General features: G+C 56.6%; 21 protein-coding genes. 9 read left to right on the plus strand and 12 right to left on the minus strand.

Going from position 1 to position 18,700, the window contains the following annotated elements:
• Nucleotides 1–29: 29 nt before the first annotated feature.
• On the minus strand, nucleotides 30–1,394 hold the full coding sequence (gene dacB / locus N6V40_RS02265; protein ID WP_262198784.1) for a D-alanyl-D-alanine carboxypeptidase/D-alanyl-D-alanine endopeptidase: 1,365 nt from the start codon (nucleotides 1,392–1,394) through the stop codon (nucleotides 30–32).
• A gap of 97 nt (nucleotides 1,395–1,491) precedes the next feature.
• Here dacB and N6V40_RS02270 point away from each other — a divergent pair, with 97 nt between their 5' ends.
• A complete protein-coding gene (locus tag N6V40_RS02270; RefSeq protein ID WP_131089724.1) occupies nucleotides 1,492–1,971 on the plus strand; it encodes an inorganic diphosphatase in 480 nt (159 codons plus the stop codon).
• Nucleotides 1,972–2,021: 50 nt separating this feature from the next.
• On the opposite strand, the gene N6V40_RS02275 is transcribed toward N6V40_RS02270, so the two are convergent.
• A complete protein-coding gene (locus N6V40_RS02275; RefSeq protein WP_131089723.1) occupies nucleotides 2,022–2,363 on the minus strand; it encodes a YciI family protein in 342 nt (113 codons plus the stop codon).
• A gap of 62 nt (nucleotides 2,364–2,425) precedes the next feature.
• Nucleotides 2,426–3,634: a DNA recombination protein RmuC gene (locus tag N6V40_RS02280; protein WP_131089722.1), complete on the minus strand. Its 1,209-nt coding sequence runs from the start codon at nucleotides 3,632–3,634 to the stop codon at nucleotides 2,426–2,428.
• An 83-nt stretch (nucleotides 3,635–3,717) separates the two neighbouring features.
• On the opposite strand from N6V40_RS02280, the gene N6V40_RS02285 reads away from it, so the two are divergent.
• Together N6V40_RS02285 and N6V40_RS02290 are read left to right on the plus strand one after the other, a co-directional pair.
• Nucleotides 3,718–4,356: a pyroglutamyl-peptidase I gene (locus N6V40_RS02285; RefSeq protein WP_262198788.1), complete on the plus strand. Its 639-nt coding sequence runs from the start codon at nucleotides 3,718–3,720 to the stop codon at nucleotides 4,354–4,356.
• Nucleotides 4,357–4,365: 9 nt separating this feature from the next.
• Entirely contained in the window at nucleotides 4,366–4,575 is a 210-nt protein-coding gene (locus N6V40_RS02290; protein ID WP_131089720.1) for a hypothetical protein, read from the plus strand.
• Between the two features lie 78 nt (nucleotides 4,576–4,653).
• Here the strand turns inward: N6V40_RS02290 and N6V40_RS02295 are convergent, their stop codons facing one another.
• On the minus strand, nucleotides 4,654–6,054 hold the full coding sequence (locus tag N6V40_RS02295; protein WP_262198791.1) for a MocR-like transcription factor YczR: 1,401 nt from the start codon (nucleotides 6,052–6,054) through the stop codon (nucleotides 4,654–4,656).
• Nucleotides 6,055–6,115: 61 nt separating this feature from the next.
• Between N6V40_RS02295 and N6V40_RS02300 the strand changes: the two genes are divergently transcribed.
• Together N6V40_RS02300 and N6V40_RS02305 are read left to right on the plus strand one after the other, a co-directional pair.
• Nucleotides 6,116–6,751, plus strand: a complete 636-nt coding sequence (locus N6V40_RS02300; RefSeq protein ID WP_131089718.1) for a membrane protein YczE — start codon at nucleotides 6,116–6,118, stop codon at nucleotides 6,749–6,751.
• A 58-nt stretch (nucleotides 6,752–6,809) separates the two neighbouring features.
• Nucleotides 6,810–7,412: a hypothetical protein gene (locus N6V40_RS02305; RefSeq protein WP_131089717.1), complete on the plus strand. Its 603-nt coding sequence runs from the start codon at nucleotides 6,810–6,812 to the stop codon at nucleotides 7,410–7,412.
• 15 nt (nucleotides 7,413–7,427) lie between these two features.
• On the opposite strand, the gene N6V40_RS02310 is transcribed toward N6V40_RS02305, so the two are convergent.
• The 3 genes from N6V40_RS02310 to serS form a co-directional block, all read right to left on the minus strand.
• Nucleotides 7,428–7,856, minus strand: coding sequence for a hypothetical protein (locus N6V40_RS02310; protein WP_262198794.1), 429 nt, complete (start codon nucleotides 7,854–7,856; stop codon nucleotides 7,428–7,430).
• A gap of 48 nt (nucleotides 7,857–7,904) precedes the next feature.
• Nucleotides 7,905–8,735, minus strand: a complete 831-nt coding sequence (locus N6V40_RS02315; protein WP_131089715.1) for an HAD family hydrolase — start codon at nucleotides 8,733–8,735, stop codon at nucleotides 7,905–7,907.
• 125 nt (nucleotides 8,736–8,860) lie between these two features.
• Nucleotides 8,861–10,138 carry a serine--tRNA ligase gene (gene serS / locus N6V40_RS02320; RefSeq protein WP_262198797.1) on the minus strand — a complete coding sequence of 426 codons (1,278 nt, stop codon included), beginning with the start codon at nucleotides 10,136–10,138 and terminating at the stop codon, nucleotides 8,861–8,863.
• 38 nt (nucleotides 10,139–10,176) lie between these two features.
• Here serS and N6V40_RS02325 point away from each other — a divergent pair, with 38 nt between their 5' ends.
• On the plus strand, nucleotides 10,177–11,223 hold the full coding sequence (locus N6V40_RS02325; RefSeq protein WP_131089713.1) for a diacylglycerol/lipid kinase family protein: 1,047 nt from the start codon (nucleotides 10,177–10,179) through the stop codon (nucleotides 11,221–11,223).
• An 82-nt stretch (nucleotides 11,224–11,305) separates the two neighbouring features.
• On the opposite strand, the gene pheA is transcribed toward N6V40_RS02325, so the two are convergent.
• Both pheA and N6V40_RS02335 read right to left on the minus strand, forming a co-directional pair.
• Nucleotides 11,306–12,229: a prephenate dehydratase gene (pheA, locus tag N6V40_RS02330; RefSeq protein WP_262198800.1), complete on the minus strand. Its 924-nt coding sequence runs from the start codon at nucleotides 12,227–12,229 to the stop codon at nucleotides 11,306–11,308.
• Nucleotides 12,226–12,552: a rhodanese-like domain-containing protein gene (locus N6V40_RS02335; protein WP_131089711.1), complete on the minus strand. Its 327-nt coding sequence runs from the start codon at nucleotides 12,550–12,552 to the stop codon at nucleotides 12,226–12,228. Before N6V40_RS02335 ends, pheA begins: the two co-directional genes overlap by 4 nt.
• A 67-nt stretch (nucleotides 12,553–12,619) precedes the next feature.
• Here N6V40_RS02335 and N6V40_RS02340 point away from each other — a divergent pair, with 67 nt between their 5' ends.
• Nucleotides 12,620–13,966 (plus strand): amidase, encoded by a 1,347-nt coding sequence (locus tag N6V40_RS02340; protein WP_262198802.1) that lies wholly within the window; start codon nucleotides 12,620–12,622, stop codon nucleotides 13,964–13,966.
• Nucleotides 13,967–14,018: 52 nt separating this feature from the next.
• On the plus strand, nucleotides 14,019–15,476 hold the full coding sequence (locus N6V40_RS02345) for a peptide MFS transporter (protein WP_131089709.1): 1,458 nt from the start codon (nucleotides 14,019–14,021) through the stop codon (nucleotides 15,474–15,476).
• Between the two features lie 51 nt (nucleotides 15,477–15,527).
• Here N6V40_RS02345 and N6V40_RS02350 read toward each other — a convergent pair whose 3' ends face one another.
• From N6V40_RS02350 to N6V40_RS02360, 3 genes are all read right to left on the minus strand, one after another.
• Nucleotides 15,528–15,737 (minus strand): helix-turn-helix domain-containing protein, encoded by a 210-nt coding sequence (locus N6V40_RS02350; protein WP_131089708.1) that lies wholly within the window; start codon nucleotides 15,735–15,737, stop codon nucleotides 15,528–15,530.
• 4 nt (nucleotides 15,738–15,741) lie between these two features.
• A complete protein-coding gene (locus N6V40_RS02355) occupies nucleotides 15,742–16,491 on the minus strand; it encodes a hypothetical protein (RefSeq protein ID WP_262198805.1) in 750 nt (249 codons plus the stop codon).
• Nucleotides 16,492–16,562: 71 nt separating this feature from the next.
• Nucleotides 16,563–16,898: a DUF4190 domain-containing protein gene (locus N6V40_RS02360; protein WP_131089706.1), complete on the minus strand. Its 336-nt coding sequence runs from the start codon at nucleotides 16,896–16,898 to the stop codon at nucleotides 16,563–16,565.
• A gap of 57 nt (nucleotides 16,899–16,955) precedes the next feature.
• Here N6V40_RS02360 and pgm point away from each other — a divergent pair, with 57 nt between their 5' ends.
• Entirely contained in the window at nucleotides 16,956–18,551 is a 1,596-nt protein-coding gene (pgm, locus tag N6V40_RS02365; RefSeq protein ID WP_131089705.1) for a phosphoglucomutase (alpha-D-glucose-1,6-bisphosphate-dependent), read from the plus strand.
• Nucleotides 18,552–18,700: the final 149 nt, after the last annotated feature.

The raw sequence follows: 18,700 nt of genomic DNA on the forward strand, positions 1-18,700 counted from the left end.
AAGTTGTTTCATGTGCTATTCCTGCTCCTTCAGCTCTGGCAGCCACAACCGCGGATGGCGGTTACGGCTGAGTCGATGGTCGGCTTATGAGGTGCGAGTGTTCCGTTGGGTTGGTGGGCAAAAATTGAGAAGACCAGCAATCGCCCATCTTGGGTCACGGTCATTCCAGTTAGTGTGGCCACCCCGGTCAGCGATCCGGTTTTGGCGTGTACTAATCCAAGCGTAGATTCCTGACCTAAACGCTGCATCAGAGTTCCGCTATATCCGGCAACCGGCAGCGAATAAACCAACTCACGTAGTTCTGCTTTGGGACTGGTGGCTGCTGCGCGCAGCACTGCGGTCAGGGCTGCCGGCGAAATTTTATTATCGGCCGCCAGACCGCTGGTATCACTTAATTCTGCGCCTTGCGCTCCGTGCTCCGCAGCGACATCTGCCACTGCTTGACCACTTTGTGCTGGTTCCAAACCACCCTTGATGGCGACCAAACGCCCCATGGTTTCGGCAATATAGTTATCGGAAACCAACAGCATATGTTTAATGATCTGACGCAGTGGCGCGGATTTCACTTCCGCAATCTGCTCACCGCCGTCATAGGCTCCGCGGCCACCTTCGTTGACCTTAACCGAGGCGCCTAGTTCTTTGCTGAACACCTTGCGTACTTGTTCGGCAGCATCAGATTGGTAGGCAGTGTCGGTGCTAAATCCGGCGCGTGCTGCATAGTGCGCTATCGGGTAGACCTCGGCAATGTTGTTTGAGGTGAACAAGGACTTGTCCCACGCGGAATTATTGTGGGCGTCACCAAACAAGGAGTCGTCAACCCACAAAGAGACTTCGCTGACCCCGCGAGATTTAAGTTCTTTGGCGGTCTGTTCGGCTAAGGTCGCTAATCCGGCGTAACCCTTGGCCTGGCTAGGATCAGACTTTCCATCCCCGAGCAGTACATCTCCCCCACCACGTAAGACCAGAGTGTTTCCGTCCAACAACACGGAGGTTGATAGTTGGCTATCGCCACCCAAGGTATCGAGGGCGGCGAGGGCAGTGACTACTTTCAGGCTCGAAGCTGGCGTACCTTTTGTGTCAGCGTTTCTGTCATAAAGAACATTTTGGCTGGCAACGTCGACAACTTGAGCATTAAAAGTGGTGCCGTCTGGATTATCGGCCAAGATGGCATCCAGTTGCGCGCCTAGTGCCGCCGAGTCCGGTACCGGGGCATTCGGATCAAGATCTGCCACCGCTGCGGGGTCTTCTTTTGCCGCTTGAGCACTAGCGGGAGTGTAAAACGCTTCAGGTTCTCCGGTGAAAAATCGAGGGGCCAACATCATGGCCAAAACCATGCCAATCACGGCCAGAACGACCACCCCCAGCGTAATCGCGCGTCGGGCGGCAGTGTTCATATGGTTACATTCCTCTCGAAGTTTTATCGAAGGGGCCCCAAGGGGCGATACGCTTATTATCGGATATCCCTAAGACTAGTTTAGGAGTGTGCTTTTCATGAGCCACGACGTGACCATCGAGATCCCTTCCGGATCACGCGTCAAGTACGAAATTGACCACGAGACCCACCGCTTGCGCCTGGATCGAGTGCTCTTCACTTCCATGCAGTACCCAACGCACTACGGTTACTTTGATGACACCTTGGGCGAAGACGGCGATCCATTGGATGCCCTAGTCTTCATCCCTGGTGTTGATTTGATCCCCGGTGTCATTGTTGAATCCCGCCCAATCGGCGTATTCAACATGACCGACGACGGTGGTGGAGATGCCAAGCTGTTGTGCGTTCCAGCCGACAAGCGCTTTGACCACATCAAGGAACTTGAGGACATTGACGAATGGCTGATCAAGGAGATCGAGCACTTCTTCACCCGTTACAAGGACCTGGAACCAGGCAAGTGGGTTAAGGCTGAAGGTTGGGAAGGTCGCGAAGCTGCTGAAGCTGAGTTGGCTCGCTCCATCGAGCGTTTTAAGGCCTAGTCACTAGACTTGAGCCGTAATGGCGGTGACCTCTTGGGGTCACCGCCATTTTAACTTTCGGGGTCATCTTGGAAGACACGAAGTTCTTGCGCGCAGCGGCAAGCGGCAGCAAACTTTGCCGCCCAGAAAACCGCCTGCTCATAGGATGGGAGCTCTAACACCGCGTACCCTCCCTCAATCTGCGCAGTCTGCGGATAGGTGCCGGGATGGATGACCCTCTGCGCATCAACCATGACTGGCGCGATGCTCTCATCAATCCCTCCGCCAAACACCCAAACCCCTGCGGCCTTCGCTTCGCGTAAGACTTCATGGGCTGCCTGCGCCACCGCCTCCAAGTCCTCCTCAGGAAATTTCATGTCCGGGCTGGGAAATGAGATGAGGTACTTGGACATGTTTTCTCCTTGGGATAACGCCGCTATTTGCGCCTAGCGTAGTCCTGAGAACACGGCTGATACTAGGCTTCGGGAAGCAATCCGGTGAGAACGTCTTCTTGAGCGGAGACTTCCATGGTTTGCACATCGCGCAGCGTCTTTTCCAGAACCCGGCTTCGCGTACCTGCTGCGCTGACGGTGTTCTGTGCCGCGGAGAGTTGCTTGCCCAATTTGTCCCAGACATCTCCGTACTTACGGAATTCTTCCTTGGCTGCCGAGAGTACCTGCCACACTTCGCTGCTGCGTTTTTCAATGGCTAGGGTCCGGAAGCCCATTTGTAGCGAGTTGAGCAGACTCATCAGGGTGGTCGGGCCGGTGACCAAAACTCGGTGCTCGGTTTGTAGCTTGCTAGCTAAGCCCGGACTGCGAACAACTTCAGCGAAGAGCCCTTCGGTGGGCAGGTACATGATGGCAAAGTCGGTGCTGTAGGGCGGGGCGATGTACTTGCTGGAGATCAGTTTCGCCTGCTCGATAATTGCCCGGTCAAGCGCCTTGGCCGCAACGTCAGTTGCCGCCTTATCTCCCGATTCTTGGGCATCAAGCAACCGCTCATAATCTTCTTGGGGCAGCTTGGAATCGATAGGTAGATAGATGGTTCCTGCCTCACGTCCAGGCAAAATCACGGCAAACTCCACCACTTCACGGCTACCCGGAACAACCACAACGTTCTGCTCATATTGGTCTGCGGTCAGAATGTCTTCAAGCTGACGTGAGAGCTGAACTTCACCCCATGAACCACGGCTCTTCACATTGGTCAGTACACGCTTTAGTCCACCGACATCTTGGGCCAGAGACTGCATTTCGCCCAAACCCTGCTGGACCATTTCCAGTCGCTTGCTGACCAGCTCGAAGGATTCGCCCAGACGCTTCTCCAAGGTTCCCTGCAGCTTTTCATCCACGGTCTCGCGCATCTTCTCCAGCTTGGCCTCGTTACCCGCGCGCAACTTCTCCATCTCTTGCTGGAGTAGATGCTGGATCTGAATATGCCGGTTGGCGTTGGATTCGCTCATGGAGCTCAGCTTCACGTCAATCTCCGTGCGCACTTCACCCATGCCCTGGCGCAGTTCATTTCGCTGGGTCCCTAGCTCTTGGCGTAGCTCAGAGTTTCCGGCCCGCACCGAGTCCCGGATCTGGACTTCATCGTTGCCTGCCGTGCGGCGAATCAGCAGCAATGCGACACATGCCGTTGCGAGAATATTGAGGATGACGAGGACTAAAACCGCGATAATCATGAGCACCTATCCAGAAGCTATTGATCTGACGTACACCCAAGCTCTACCAGCATGCACCGACAGTTTGGGGTCATAATGGGTTCATGCATTTTTTGGTGACCGGCTTTGAGCCCTTTGGCAACGACCAGTTCAACGCCAGCGGCGAAGCCGTGCAGCTGCTTCCCGAACAAGTTGCTGGTCACCAAATCAGCACTGCCATCCTGCCGGTTTCATTCAAACGTTCAGGAGAGTGTCTCAAAGCGCTCCTGGCTGAACGTCAGCCGGACGTTCTGATCTGTGTGGGTGAGGCTGGCGGCCGAGCTGAAATCAGTATTGAAGTTCTGGGATTTAATGAGGATGATGCGCGCATTCCGGACAATGATGGCGCCCAACCTTCCATGGCGCCCATCATCCGTGGTGGAGAGCAAGTTCGAAGTGCAACCCTAGATCCCCAGCTAATCCTGGATGCGTTGCAAAAATCTGACCACGGCGCCTACCTTTCCGAGGATGCCGGAAGATTCGTTTGCAACCACGTCGCTTACCTTGCCTATGGGCAGGAAGTTCCTGCACTTTTTATCCATGTACCGGCACTTCGCCCCGAAGGGCAGAAAGCCACCGTGGGTGCCGAAACTGACGCAGGAGAAACTGCTACAAACGATAAGTTAGGTCCCGGCTATACCCTCACTGGACTAAGCGCCGCACTGACCGATGCGCTGTCGGCCCTGATCAGCCAGAACAAATAGACTACTGACATGATTCTCTTCACCCTGGACCTATTTGAGGCAACAGTTCTTTTGCTGTGGATTGCAGGAGTCATCTTCGTGGGCTGGGGCTACTTCTTGCATCGCTCAGCGAACCGCCTAATAATGCTGTTGGTGTCCCTATGCATTCCCGGATTTGGTATTTGCTACGCTGCCGTTCAGGCAGTTCAAAAACTCACCCTCAAGAAGAACTTGGGCTAGATCATGAACTCACCGACGCTTCGCTGGCTGGACTGATCCGGGGCTTGCCCGTTTCACGATCAAGGGTTAGCTCGTTCGCTAAACAGCCGCCTTGTGCCATGCTTCCGCGATGGCCGGAAGCGCCTGCTCCAGTTCGACTCTTTCCTGGGCGAAGGGCAAGCGCAGATAGTGCTCCAAACCGTGGCCTTCCACAGCGAACGTAGAGCCCGGGGCGAGCAACACCGACTTGAGCTGGCGCGCCAAAGCACTAGATCGCGGCTGAGGTAATTGGCACCAGAGGCTCAGACCACCGGCTGGCTTGTTTGGTCTCCACGAAGGTAGCAATCGGTCCAGTTCATCAACCATCCAGTCCCGGTTTTCCCGCAAAGAATCTCGGGTGCTTTGCGCAAGGGTTGCGCCGGAATTCAGCAAATTAGCCAGCACTAACTGCTCCAGTACTGGCGCTCCCAAATCCATGCTCATGCGCGAGCGGGCTATTGCACCAGATAGATGCCTAGGCGTGCGCAACCAGCCCAAGCGAAGCCCGCCCCAGTGCGACTTGCTGGCGCTGCCGACGGTGATCAGGTTCTTGGAGAAAGCGGCCATGGGCAGTACCTCTGGCTCAGAATCAAGCCATAGTTCGGCGCAGGTTTCATCGATGATGCCAGTGGTTCCCGCGCGGTCTAGTTCTGCAGCCCAGCGCTCACGACGGACATCATCCAACAAGGTTCCGACGGGGTTATGGAAGTCCGGAAGGCATAGCATCACAGACGGAGACACCGCCTTCAGCGCCGCGGCGATCTGTTCTATATCGGAGCCATCTGGCCCAATGGGCACCTCGGCAGTGCGGGCACCGTGGGCTTTGAGCGCAAGTAATGAATTAGGGTAGGTCGGCGATTCAGCCAGCACACTTTGTCCGCGGGACATCACCGCACGCCCAGCGGCTGCTACCGAGGAGAGCGCACCAGAGGTGACAATGATCTGATCCGGCCCGGTGGGTAGACCTTTGCGCGTGTAGTAATCGGCCAAAGCCAGTCTTAACGGCTCAATACCCAGTGGGTAGTAACCCATGGTGGCGGCATATCTTGGCAACTGCTCTAGAGCTTTTTGGAACTCTTCGAGCATTCCCGTCGGAGCGTTCGGCGCCGCGCAGGTGAGATCAATTGCGGTACTGCCCGGCATCGGCCCAAAACCGCCTAGCGGCAATGGTTCGGCTCCACCTGCCACTGGTCCTCCAGGGATTTGTGCAACAGTTCCCGAGCCTTGGCGGGAGCTAGCGTAACCACATTCGCGTAGTTCAGAGTAGGCGCGTGAGACCGTGGTGCGGCTGAGCCCAAGCCGGCTCACCGCTTCTCGTTCACTGGGCAACACAGTTCCGTGCAGGATGCGCCCGCTGGCAATCAGCGAACGCAGGGTTTCAAAAAGCCACCGGTAAGCTGGCTGGGAAGAGTCTGCTGCTCCGAGCATGCTAGCGAGCGCAGCACCTGTGACGCGTCCCATAAGACCACCTCTTCAAAATTGGCTCTTTTTTCTATGTCCAATTTACCGGAGTATTTTATTCATGACCATCACTAACCTGACTCCGCGCCAACAGCTCGCCAGCGGACGTTTGCCACTGCGATTCTTTAACCTCTTTGTAGGTCTGTCCCTCTACGCATTAGCGATGGCCATGATCATCCGAGCGCAGCTGGGTGTGGATCCATGGGATGTGCTGCATCTGGGCATCGCGAATCATGTGCCATTGTCGCTGGGCACCATCATTATCCTAGTGGGCGCGCTGGTCTTGCTGGCCTGGATCCCCTTACGCCAATGGCCAGGACTGGGAACCATCGCCAACACGCTGTATCTCGGAATAGCACTGGACTTCTTCTTGCGCTTCCTGCCTGAAATCAACGGCCTTGGCTGGCAGATCCTCACCCTGGTGGTCGCGATCCTCGTCAATGGTCTAGGCGGAGCCCTCTACATCGGAAGTCACTTCGGCCCCGGCCCGCGCGATGGGCTGATGACCGGACTGCACCTGCGCACCGGACTGTCGCTTCGGCTGATCCGCACCGCGCTAGAACTGTCGGTATTGGGCATCGGCTGGCTGCTCGGTGGCCCGGTGGGCTTGGGCACAGTGGCCTACGCGGTCCTTATCGGACCGGCGACACAACTCTTTGTTTCACGTACTAGCGTGCGCTTGCCGCAACAGCAATAAGGTCAACGTGTCGCGCTGAACTCGCGACAAACCCGCCGGCACAGGCAATACTGGAAATATGTTTGTCGTTGCGCTCAGCCCCCGACCCCGCTCGGTCACCGATGTTCTCGATGCCAGTGAGCAGTTGTGGCATCAGCTGGCGCAGGTTGATACCCACGCATCCTTCACCGCACTGAGCGGTCAACTATTGTTTGGTGTGCCCAAAGATCCTGAAGCAGCAGTGGATGCACTAATGCGCGTCACGAGGCTGAACTTCTGCAATATCGGGCTAGGCATTGGCAGCTTGTACGAGCCAGTGCCTACCGACGCGGACTTGGTTGAAGGTAAGGCTGCACGTCGTGCCCTGGGCGCTTTGGAAGCGGCCAGTCACCGTGGCGAGCGGGTACCCATTTGTGTCTCCTCAGGCAGCGAGCAGATGGATGCCGAGTTGGAAGGGCTACTGCGCATGCTCGGTCAATGGATCCGCACCCGCACCGAAGCCGAATGGTCGGTGGTGGACCTACTCACCCCGGGAGTTCGTGGCCAGCAAAAAGCCGTGGCGGAAATCCTTGGTATTACCCCGCAGGCGGTGTCCGCCGCGATTGTGCGTTCGGGCTACAACGACGAACTCGGTGCCCGGGCAGCCATCGCCCGACTGCTGGAATTCACTGACCAGCTGTAGAACCCTGCGCGTGCTTTAGTTCGCGCTCTTTCCTTTGCGCAGCCGACGCACTTCAGACTTGATTCGTTTTATCGGGATATAAAAAGCTCCGAAAATGAAGAAAATGCCCATCAGGGCAGTCAACACCTTGAGGGATCCGTCGCGACCGTGCTCATCATCCGGTGTTGTAGCCACCGGCATGTTTTTAATAGCTGGATCAAAGTACACCTGATCACTGATCTCATAAGCCGGGCAATCCGACTCTTCGCGGTCCCATGACGTCGCCCGCGTATATTTGGGCTCACCTCCGAGATACTCGGACAGCCCTACATGGCAGGGCGAAGGATGCGAAACAACGTATCCGCGCTCAGAGCGCTGATATTGCCCTGAATCTGGAACCCCAATAATTGTGTATCCGAGTGCACCAAAACCCATGGCCAGAAACATCAGGCCGACAATGCACATCCAAAACACGTAAGCGACAAAGCCAAAAATTGCTTTTCACGTGGTGCGTTAGTCCTGAAGCAATCTTTCGAGAACGATTGCCAAACCGTCCTCGTCCACGCCTTCGGTCACCGCGTCTGCTGCGTCCTTGACCTCATCCGGGGCTTGGCCCATGGCCACACCGTGGCCGGCCCACTGAAGCATTTCGATGTCATTGCGTCCATCACCGACGGCCAGGGAATCAGCCGAATCAAATTTGAGGATCGCGCGCAGACGTTCCAAACCACTGGCCTTGGTAGTTCCGTCGGCGGCGATATCAAGCCAAGCTGTCCAACCTACCGAGTAGGTCACCCCGGATAGTCCGAGCCCTTGAACGGCCTTGCCAAAGTCCTCGGCGGTATTGTCCGTTGAGAAAACAACAACGCGCACTGCCTTGTTGCTCAGCAGTTCTTCAAAATCTACTACCTTGGTTTCGGCGCCAAAGCTGGCGTCACCAAAAGTTTGGTTGGAAAGAAATTCGCCGCGCTCATTTTCTAGCGCGTACTTGGCCTTGGGCAGCTGCTTCCACAGGGCCTTGAGCGCCACCGAAGGATCAAAGACTTCGCGGTGGATCACTTCGACCTCACCGTTGCTGACCTTGGCCAGCACTCCGCCATTGCTGACCACTACGTAGCCGTGATCGATGCCCAGCTCTTCCATCACTGGAAGCGCGGCCCCGAGGGAACGGCCGGTGGAAATAACCACCTCATGGCCTTGCTCCACTACCGCTCGGGCTGCTTCGCGTACCCGCTGGCTCATCTGTCCCTGATGGTTGACGATCGTTCCGTCCACATCAAGGCAAATCATCATTTTCTGCTTATCTAGTCGGTCGTCGTTGCCGATCTTTGTCATAACTGTCATAGCTCAAGTTAACCATCACCACCATATTTTCGCGATGACCCAAGGCACAGGGGAACCTGAATAGCTGGTTAAATGCAGTTGCCGGTCACCCTGAGCGGATGGCCGGCAACTAGTTGAGCCCTGATTTACTTGAGGACTTCGAGTCCGCCAAGGTAAGGCTGCAGGGCCTTTGGTACGTTGACCGAACCGTCTGCGTTCTGGTGGTTTTCCAGAATCGCTACGATCCAGCGGGTGGTAGCCAAGGTGCCGTTCAGGGTAGCTACTGCACGGGTCTTGCCTGGCTTGCCGTCAATGATTTCACGTTCGCGAATGTTCAGGCGGCGGGCCTGGAAAGTGGTGCAATTTGAGGTGGAGGTCAGCTCGCGGTAAGCGTCCTGGGTAGGAACCCAAGCTTCACAGTCGAACTTGCGGGCAGCGCTCATGCCGAGGTCGCCAGCGGCGGTATCGATCACGCGGTAAGGAAGTTCCATGCGTCCAAGCATTTCTTCTTCCATAGCCAACAGGTTCTTGTGCTCAGCTTCAGCGTTCTCAACGCTGGTGTAAGTGAACATCTCCAACTTGTTGAACTGGTGCACTCGGATGATGCCGCGAGTGTCCTTGCCAGCCGAACCAGCTTCACGGCGGTAGCACGAGGACCAGCCAGCGTAGCGGATTGGGCCTTCGGACAGATCCAGGATCTCGTCCGAGTGGTAACCGGCCAAGGCCACCTCAGAGGTGCCAACCAGGTACATGTTGTCACGCTCGAGCTTGTAGATCTCGTCGTCGTGGGCCACGTCGAAGCCGGTGCCCTGCATGGTTTCGGGACGAACCAAGGTCGGGGTGATCATCGGAGTGAAGCCGCGCTCCAACGCCACGTCCAGGGCCATGTTCATCATCGCGATTTCCAGGCGGGCGCCGATGCCCTTGAGGAAGTAGAAACGCGAGCCAGATACCTTGGCACCACGTTCCATGTCGATGGCGCCAAGCTTCTCACCGATCTGCAGGTGGTCCAGCGGTTCAAAGCCTTCAGTCTTGAAGTCGCGGATGGTACCCACATGCTTTACGACGGTGAAGTCGTCTTCTCCGCCGGCAGGGATGCCGTCGATGATCAGGTTAGGGATCAGGCGCTGCAGTTCGGTGCACTTGGCAGATGCCTCATCAGACTGAGCCTGAGCAGACTTGACCGAAGCGGCCAGCTCTTTGACCTCGGCCAGCAGCGCAGAGCGCTCGTCGCCTTTGGCCTGGCCGACCTTCTTAGAGAACGCATTCTGCTCGGCACGCAGGCGTTCGTAGGTGGCAATGGTTTCACGACGTGCCGTGTCAGCTGACAAAAGCTGGTCAATTAACGACTCGTCGGCACCGCGCGCGCGTTGCGAGGCACGGTACAAATCCGGATTTTCGGTGAGCATTTTCAGGTCGATCACACGTTAAGCGTAGCAATCATGAGTACGATGAAAGCACTATGCAGACAAATCGTGTGATCGTTTTCTCTGCCGTGGCCGCTGCAGCTGCCGCCGCGGCAACCAGTTGGTACTCGGTGCGTAAGCTTTCGCACTACCGAAAGCCATCAACTAATCAGCCCGTTGCGGCCGAACAGGCCAGCCCCGGCAAGGTGGCACTTGTCATCAATCCATCCAAGTCAGGCGCTGAAGAAGCACAGCAGGCTGTGGAGCGTGTTTGTGCTGAAGCCGGCGTTGAAGCGCCTCTAGTTTTGCACACCACTAAGGAGAACGCAGGCCAAGATGCGGCCCGCGAAGCTTTGGATGCGCAATGCGACACAATTATTGCCGCAGGCGGTGACGGAACGATTCGTGCTGTCGCAGAAGTACTTGAAGGCACCGAAGCTACGCTTGGTGTGCTTCCGCTAGGCACCGGTAACCTGTTGGCGCGCAATGTGGATATCCCACTAGATGACCTGCACACCGCAGCCTTGGCCGCAGTGCGTGGCATGGTCCGCCGAATCGATGTGGGTCATATGAAGCTGAAGCTGCTTGATGGCACTCAAGCTGACCACGCATTCTTGGTGATTGCCGGAGTCGGCACCGACGCAGATCTTTTTGATGACACCAACGAAGAACTGAAATCCAAAGTTGGCTGGCTAGCTTACTCAGAAGCTGGCCTGCGCCAGTTGCCCGGGAAGCGCAAGAAGATCAACTTCAAACTTGATGGTGATGAAAACTGGCAGAACCGTAAGGTTCGCTCGGTGCTCTTTGCCAACTGCGGCAAGTTGCAGGGACTGGATTTTGTACCGGATGCCAAGATTGATGACGGTGTGTTGGACGCCGTGATTCTTTCACCACGTTCGGCCGCTGGCTGGATGTGGATCTTGCTCAAGACCGCATTCCGCGCCAAGAACAAGATCCCGGTCATGAGCTTCTACCAAACACCAGGTATCGCCTTGCGTTGTACTGAGCCAATGAATACTCAGATCGACGGGGATCCCACTGGCCAGGTCAACGAGCTGGAAGTAAGCATTTCGCCTAGTTCACTGCGCCTGCGCACCCCATAAGCGCGAGCCCCAAAGGGTTAAGCGAAGGACCAATCAGTTCTGAACTGATTGGTCCTTCGCTTTATTTTGCAAGACGTGATGCTTAGAGTCGGTCGCGCAGCGACTGAACCCAAGCGCGAGCCTGACTAAAGGCCTCATCAGAATTGTGCGTGTCCACAAAGGGTTGTGTGCCTTCGGCCGCCGGGTAGGAACCGAGGAAGCGCATTTCTGGACACAGTCGGTGAAGCCCAGAGAAGGCCGCGGCGACTCGTTCATCCGCAACGTGCCCCTGGATATCCACGGAGAAGAAGTACTGCCCCATACCCTTGCCGGTGGGGCGCGACTCAATGCGGGAAAGGTTCACTCCGCGTGCGGTGAACTGTTCCAAGATTTCCATCAGCGCACCGGGTCGGTCTTCGGTCAGTGGCAAGATCAGCGTGGACTTATCCACGCCGGCCGGTGCGGGGATCTTTCCCGGGCGGGTGACCAGAATAAAGCGGGTGACCGCTCCAATATTGTCTTCTACCCCGCGCACCAAGACGTTCAGCCCCCGCTCTTGGGCCACCAGCGGGTTGCAGATCGCTGCATCGTGCTGCGGTTCGTCGTCTGCTAGGGCCAAGGCCGCCGCAGCGGTAGACGAGGCCGGGGTGAAGGCCGCGCCGGGGATATTGGCTTCTGCCCATAACCGGCACTGTGCCCACGCATGTCCATGGGTGGAGATGAGGCGGATTTGATCCAGCTGCGTGATGCCTGGGCGCACGGCCAGCACAAAGCTGATTGGCACCAGGACTTCGGCAATGATCTGCAATGCCTCGCCCTGAGCAATGGCGTCCAGTGTGGCTGAGACGCCACCTTCAACCGAATTTTCGATTGGCACCATCGCAGCATCAGCACTGCCATCTCGCACCATGGCTAGGGCAACATTGACATTCGCAGCGGGGAGTCGCTGTGAATCAAGTGCCCCGGGAACCTGCAGCAGCGCCGACTCGGTGAAGGTGCCGGCAGGTCCCAGATACGCGTATTTCATCGGACGGTAGGCTCCTGACCGTTCTCCGCTTCCATTGGCAGTCCAGCTTCGATCCATGCATCGGATCCACCGGCGATATTAAACGCGGTGTACCCCATACCGGTCAGCCATGCTGCGGCCTGGGCGGAACGTCCACCGGTACGGCAGATCACGTAGGTGTCTACGTCTGGGTCCAATTCGCCAACGCGCTCCGGCAGGGTGCCCAGCACAACGTGGGTGGCGCCGGTAGCGTGGCCAGCTTCCCACTCAAAGTCTTCGCGAACGTCGAGGATGAAGGCATCCTTAGGGACATCATTGACGGTAACAGTCTCAAAATCGCTCATGGCTAGCATTCCTCACTCATAGGGTGTTTGCTTATAAGACTAGTCATTTCCTGCGTCGAAAGCTGACATGTTTCCCTCCAGCGCCCTGAAATTGCGTGACGACTTGGCCCGCGGTGAGCTTTCAAGCCGTGAGCTCACCGAGCACTACCTCAATCGCATTGAACAGCAACAAGACTTGGGCGCTTTTGTACACGTTGCACAAGATGCCATGGCTCAGGCCAAGGCAGCCGACGAGGCGCAGGTGCGCGGTGAGTTGGGACACCTGCACGGCTTGCCGACCGCGTTTAAGGATCTTAATGATGTGGCGGGAATGCCCACCACTTATGGATCAGCGGCCATCGATCACCCGGTAGCCAGCAGAGATCATTCGCTAGTTGAGCGTCTGCGTGCTGAAGGTGTAGTCATTCTGGGCAAAACGCAGGTGCCCGAATTTGGGTTGAGCAGCCATTCAGAAAATTTGGTGGGTGCCCCCTCGCGCAATCCATTTGATCCACAACGCTCCTCGGGCGGTTCATCGGGCGGACAAGCTGCTGCGGTGGCTGCGGGGATGATTCCGGTAGGTGCAGGCTCCGATGGTGGAGGTTCGGTACGTATTCCCGCCGCAGCCTGCGGACTGATTGGTCTCAAGCCGTCGCTGGGTCGAGTTCCCTCGGATGTGTTGGACGGTTATGTTGATCCGCTGGGTGCTCCAAAGCTCGCAGTCTCCGGGCCGTTGGCCAAGGATGCACTAGATGCTGCGCTATTGCTTGACGCGATGCGCGGCAAGGACCACTATCTGCCACTGTTGCAAGGTAGCTACCCACAGAGGCTGAACGGGCTGAACATCGGCTTCAGCACCCACTCGCCCTTTGAATCGGTGTACAACATCTCACTCTCGCCCGAAGCGCGCACCGCCTTTGAGCAAGGGCTCAAACTGCTTGGAGAACGCCATCGAGTCCATCCAGCCCAGTTGGACTACGCCTCGGACTACCCAGAAACCTTTGCCACGGTGTGGACCAATGGGCTGAAAAACGTTCCGGTCAACAACGAGTCCATGCTGGGCGAATTGGCTCGGGACTTCCGCCGCCGGGCCGCAGCACGCTCACTGGAACAGAACTTGCAAGGCAGCTCCCGGCTCAAGGCGATCGCGGCGGACTTTGTGCGCCAGTGGTCTGCCTATGACGTGATTGCTACTCCGGCCATGGCCACCATTCCGCCGCTGATCGGGCACTATACACAGGCCGGTGCGGATCATGATTATATGTTGCAGTGCCAATACACCCCGTACACCTCCATGGTGAACGTCGCCTCAGTTGCTGCCATCACCATTCCGGTCACCACCACCTCCGGTGGGTTACCTATGAGTATTCAGCTGATTTCTCCACGTTCTGACGAAGGACTTTTGCTGGCACTGGCCGCCCAGATGCAGCTGTGAGCTTTGACATATAAGTAGGTACTCGCGTGGGCAAAAGCGAAAAATATTACGTATGTCTACTGCAACAACGAGCACTTCTAACACCGGAAGGGCCTTCTTTGGTCACCCCGGTGCGCTCGCAAGCCTATTCAGCGTGGAAATGTGGGAGCGATTCTCTTTCTACGGCATGCAGGGCTTGCTGGCTTACTACATGTACTACAAGGTCACCGACGGTGGCTTGGGAATGGATCAGGGCCTAGCCCTGTCCCTGGTCGGCGCCTACGGTGGCGCTGTTTACCTATCCACCATCTTGGGCGCATGGCTCTCTGACCGTCTTTTCGGTTCCGAGCGTGTGTTGTTCTTCTCGGCCATCGGCATCATGATCGGCCACATTGCCTTGGCACTGCTGCCCGGTTACGTGGGCCTGATCATTGGTCTGATTCTGGTTGCTATCGGTTCCGGCGGCCTAAAGGCCAACGCCGTGGCCCTGGTTGGCTCACTCTATGCCAAGGATGATCCACGCATTGATGCTGGCTTCTCCCTGTTCTACATGGGTGTGAACATCGGTGGCCTGATTGGCCCACTACTGACCGGTTGGCTCCAGGTGACCTACGGTTTCCACATCGGTTTCGGCGCAGCCGCCATCGGCATGGCCATCGGCTTGGGTATCTACGCTGCCGGACGCAAGAAGCTTCCTGCTGGCGGGAACATCCCAAATAACCCGTTGCCTGCCTCCGAGCGCAAGCGCTACGTGGTCATCTTTGCGGCCGTACTGATTCTGATCATTGCCGCATTCGTGACCAAGATTGTCACCCCAGAAAACCTGGCGAGCACCATCGCCTACGTGGTTATCGTGGCTTCGGCCGTCTACTTTGCACTGATCCTGCGTAGCAACAAGGTCAATCCGACCGAACGCAAGCAGGTCTGGGCGTTCATTCCGTTCTACATTGGTTCGGCTGCCTTCTGGGCACTGTTCCAGCAGCAGTTCACCTTTATCGCTGCGTACTCGGATCAGCGGCTTGACCGTCACTTGGGTAGCTGGGAAATGCCACCAAGCTGGGTTACTTCCATCAACCCGGTCTTCATCATCGTTTTTGCTGGCATCTTTGCAGCGCTGTGGACCAAGCTGGGTAAGCGTCAGCCACACACTGCCATCAAGTTCGGCTTGGCTTTGGTGATTGTGGGTGCTGCTTTCCTATGCTTCATCCCACTGGAATCCTTCGCTAAAACTCCACTGTTGGCCATGGTCGGAATTTTGCTGCTGTGCACCTTTGCTGAGCTCTTGCTCTCGCCAGTGGGTCAGGCAATTGCTACCAAGCTGGCTCCGGCCGCGTTTGGCACGCAGATGATCGCGTTGTTCTTCCTGTCGGTTTCGCTGGGCACCACCCTTTCGGGTGTGCTTGCCGGTTACTACACTCCGGGCAACGAGATCCCTTACTTTATCGCCATGGGCGGCACGGCCGTCGTCTTGGGCGTAGCCATGATGGCTGCGACCCCAGGGCTAAAGAAGCTGATGGGTTCAATTCACTAACCCATCGTTTCCTTGACTGCAGGCCTCCACCTTGGTGGAGGCCTGCAGTGTTTAACGCAAAACCAGCAGGTCGCCAATTTCGCAGTTCAGTGCCTGACAGATCGATATCAGGGTGGAAAATCTGATGGCCTTGGCACGATCGTTTTTAAGGATGGATAGGTTAACCGCCGACACGTCTACAAGTTCGCTGAGCTGCACTAGGGTCAGTTGTTGCTCAGCCAAAATCTCACCGAGTCTACAATGAACGCGCTTAAGCTGCATAGATCTAAACCAGTCCTTCGTGATCTTGCTGAAGCTGCCTATTTTCGTTGGTCAGCCGGATGCCCACGGCGACCAGTTCAACAACTACCAAGATCACTAGGGCCATAAAGATCTCGGAAAATTCGATGTTCAGCGCAAAGGTAGGTTCCGGCCAAGGAGCCGATACCGAGGAGATACCGTCGGTGGAGAAGCCATCCACCCGCAGTGTTTCCTCGCCGGCTCGGCTTGCGCCGATGCCGTTGAGCACCTGACCTAGGAAGCTAGCAATACCAAGGACAAACGCTACTCGATAACCCAACCGGCGCAGTGATTTCGTGAACGGTTCTGCCGAGGTGACCCGTCGGCATAATGTCGCAACGCCTAACAGCACCGCAACAGTGGCGCTGGTTTGGAACAGCACTCCGGCGGTGAGCAGAATCTTCGTTGGCCACGAGAGCGCGTCACTGAAGATCTGAACCTCGGTAATCTGCGCATCTACCGTGGCAAAATCTTTCGGCTCTACATCGGTGATTTTTGGATGCTCCGGCCAGTAGGGTTGCACCGGCACACTGACCGGAACGTTTGCCCCGCCAAGAGTCTGGATCATCAACCAGAGGCCCACACCGCTGAGGATTATCGCCATCAGCAGGGCCACAATGTGCACGACTCGTGTAACGCCAGACAGGGTTGGACTGCGACGCACAACAAGCAAAACGATCAGGGCTGCGAGCACCAGAATCAGCATTAAGACCACAAGAGAAGCAACCTGGAACATCTGAAACCTATCGATAGTCGTTAACAACGAATATCGATAGGGTAGAGCAAGGAATCAGCTAAGGCAATGGCTTACGCGTAGTCGAGAAGTGGGGAAAAGTCCGCGTTCTGGTTAATAGTGTTGTAACTATCCACCGAAAACCAGATGACCCAGATGATCAATGCGTAGAGCAAAACCGCGAGAACAAGCCCAATCCATGACAAAATCAGCCCTGCAAGGGCCAGTGCGCGACTTGCGGGTTCACGACGATAACCCAGATGACCGGTGATGACACCGGCGAGTGGAACTAGGATGAGAGTACAGAAGCCAAGCATCGAAAGGATGCCCAGCACCAAAGAGGCCACGGACAAACCGCTGGACTCACGCGGGGCCTGGTATGGATTCTGTGGATACGGGTAATAGCTCATCGTTTTCCATTGTTCTACGAACCCATACGAATTGCACAAATGAATGAGGGGACTCCCATGGCTCACGAACGCGCCGGACAGCCGGCCATCGAAGCAGACCTAATTGATCTGGCGGCCGTACTCGACGCGTACAGCGCGATCGTTCCTTCCAGCGATAACCCTGACCAGGCAGTCATCTTCGGTACCTCAGGACACCGCGGTACCTCGCTGAACGGTACCTTCAACGAAGCACACATCGCAGCCATCACGCAGGCTGTTGTGGACTACCGAGTGGGCGCAGGGATCACCGGGCCAATGTACGTGGGCAAGGACAGCCACGCGCTCTCTGAGCCTGCCTACCAGACCGTCTTGGAGGTCTTGGCTGGGAACAACGTTGAGGTATTGGCCGAAGCTGGTCTGACCCCGACCCCGGCTGTCAGCCACGCAATCCTCGTACACAATGCCGAGGGTAAGGATCAGTCCGATGGCCTGATCATCACGCCATCGCACAACCCACCCAACGACGGTGGCATCAAGTACAACCCACCTCACGGCGGTCCGGCAGAATCCGAAATCACCGGACCAATCGCTGCACGCGCCAATGAGCTGTTGGCCAGCGGCGAGATCAAGCGAGGCGAAGCGGCAGCGAAGCCTTTTGACTTCCGCGAAATGTACATCACGGATCTGGCTGAGGTCATCGACTTTAAGATCATCGCAGACTCAGGAATCTCCATCGGCGCTGACCCACTCGGTGGTGCTTCGGTGCACTACTGGGGTGAAATTGGACGCCGTTACGGCCTGAACTTGGAAGTAGTCAACGAAGGTGTTGACCCTCGTTTTGGCTTCATGACCCTGGATAAAGATGGCAAGATCCGCATGGACTGCTCTTCGCCACATGCCATGGCCTCCTTGGTAGCCAACCGCGAGAAGTACGACATCGCTACCGGCAATGATGCGGACGCAGACCGCCACGGCATCGTCACCCCGGACGCAGGGTTGATGAACCCGAACCATTTCTTGGCCGTAGCCATCGACTACCTACTGACCCACCGTAAAAACTGGCCAGCAGACGCCGAGATCGGAAAGACCTTGGTCTCGTCGGTACTCATCGACAAGGTAGTGGCCTCCCATGGTCGAACCCTGCGCGAAGTACCGGTTGGATTTAAGTACTTTGTTGAACCATTAGCCTCAGGCAAGGTGGCCTTCTGTGGCGAGGAGTCCGCTGGTGCGAGCTTCTTGGATCTCTCGGGCAAGGCATTTAGCACCGACAAGGATGGGCTGATGCTCGCCTTGCTGGCTAGCGAGATGCGCGCCGTCACCGGCAAGAGCCCTAGCCAGTTGCACGCGCAGCTGGTGGAACGCCACGGCGGAAGCTTCTACGACCGCTTTGATGCCCCGGCTACCCGCGCGCAGAAAGCCGTGCTGTCCAAGCTGGATCCGTCGATGGTCTCTGCCACCGAATTGGCTGGCGACGCGATCACCTCCAAGGTGACCGAAGCTGCCGGTTTTGCCATTGGTGGACTGAAGGTTTCCAGCGAGCACGCATGGTTCGCGGCACGCCCCTCGGGCACCGAAGACATCTACAAGATTTATGCAGAATCAACTAAGTCAGCAGATCACCTGCAGCAAGTGCTTGCAGAAGCTCGAGTGATTGTTGATGCTGCTCTAGCGTAAACCAAAGAGTAGTTACCCTAGTGGTGGCCCGGTCGCGGAGAATTCCGATGCGACCGGGCCACTGCTAGTTTGGGGTGATTGATCATTAGAACGGTGAGACAGCGCCAGTAGTACGGCTTCACCATCTGAGCAGTGAACCCTAAAACGCA

It is taken from the genome of Glutamicibacter sp. M10 (genome assembly GCF_025452055.1).
Taxonomy (GTDB): Bacteria; Actinomycetota; Actinomycetes; order Actinomycetales; family Micrococcaceae; genus Glutamicibacter.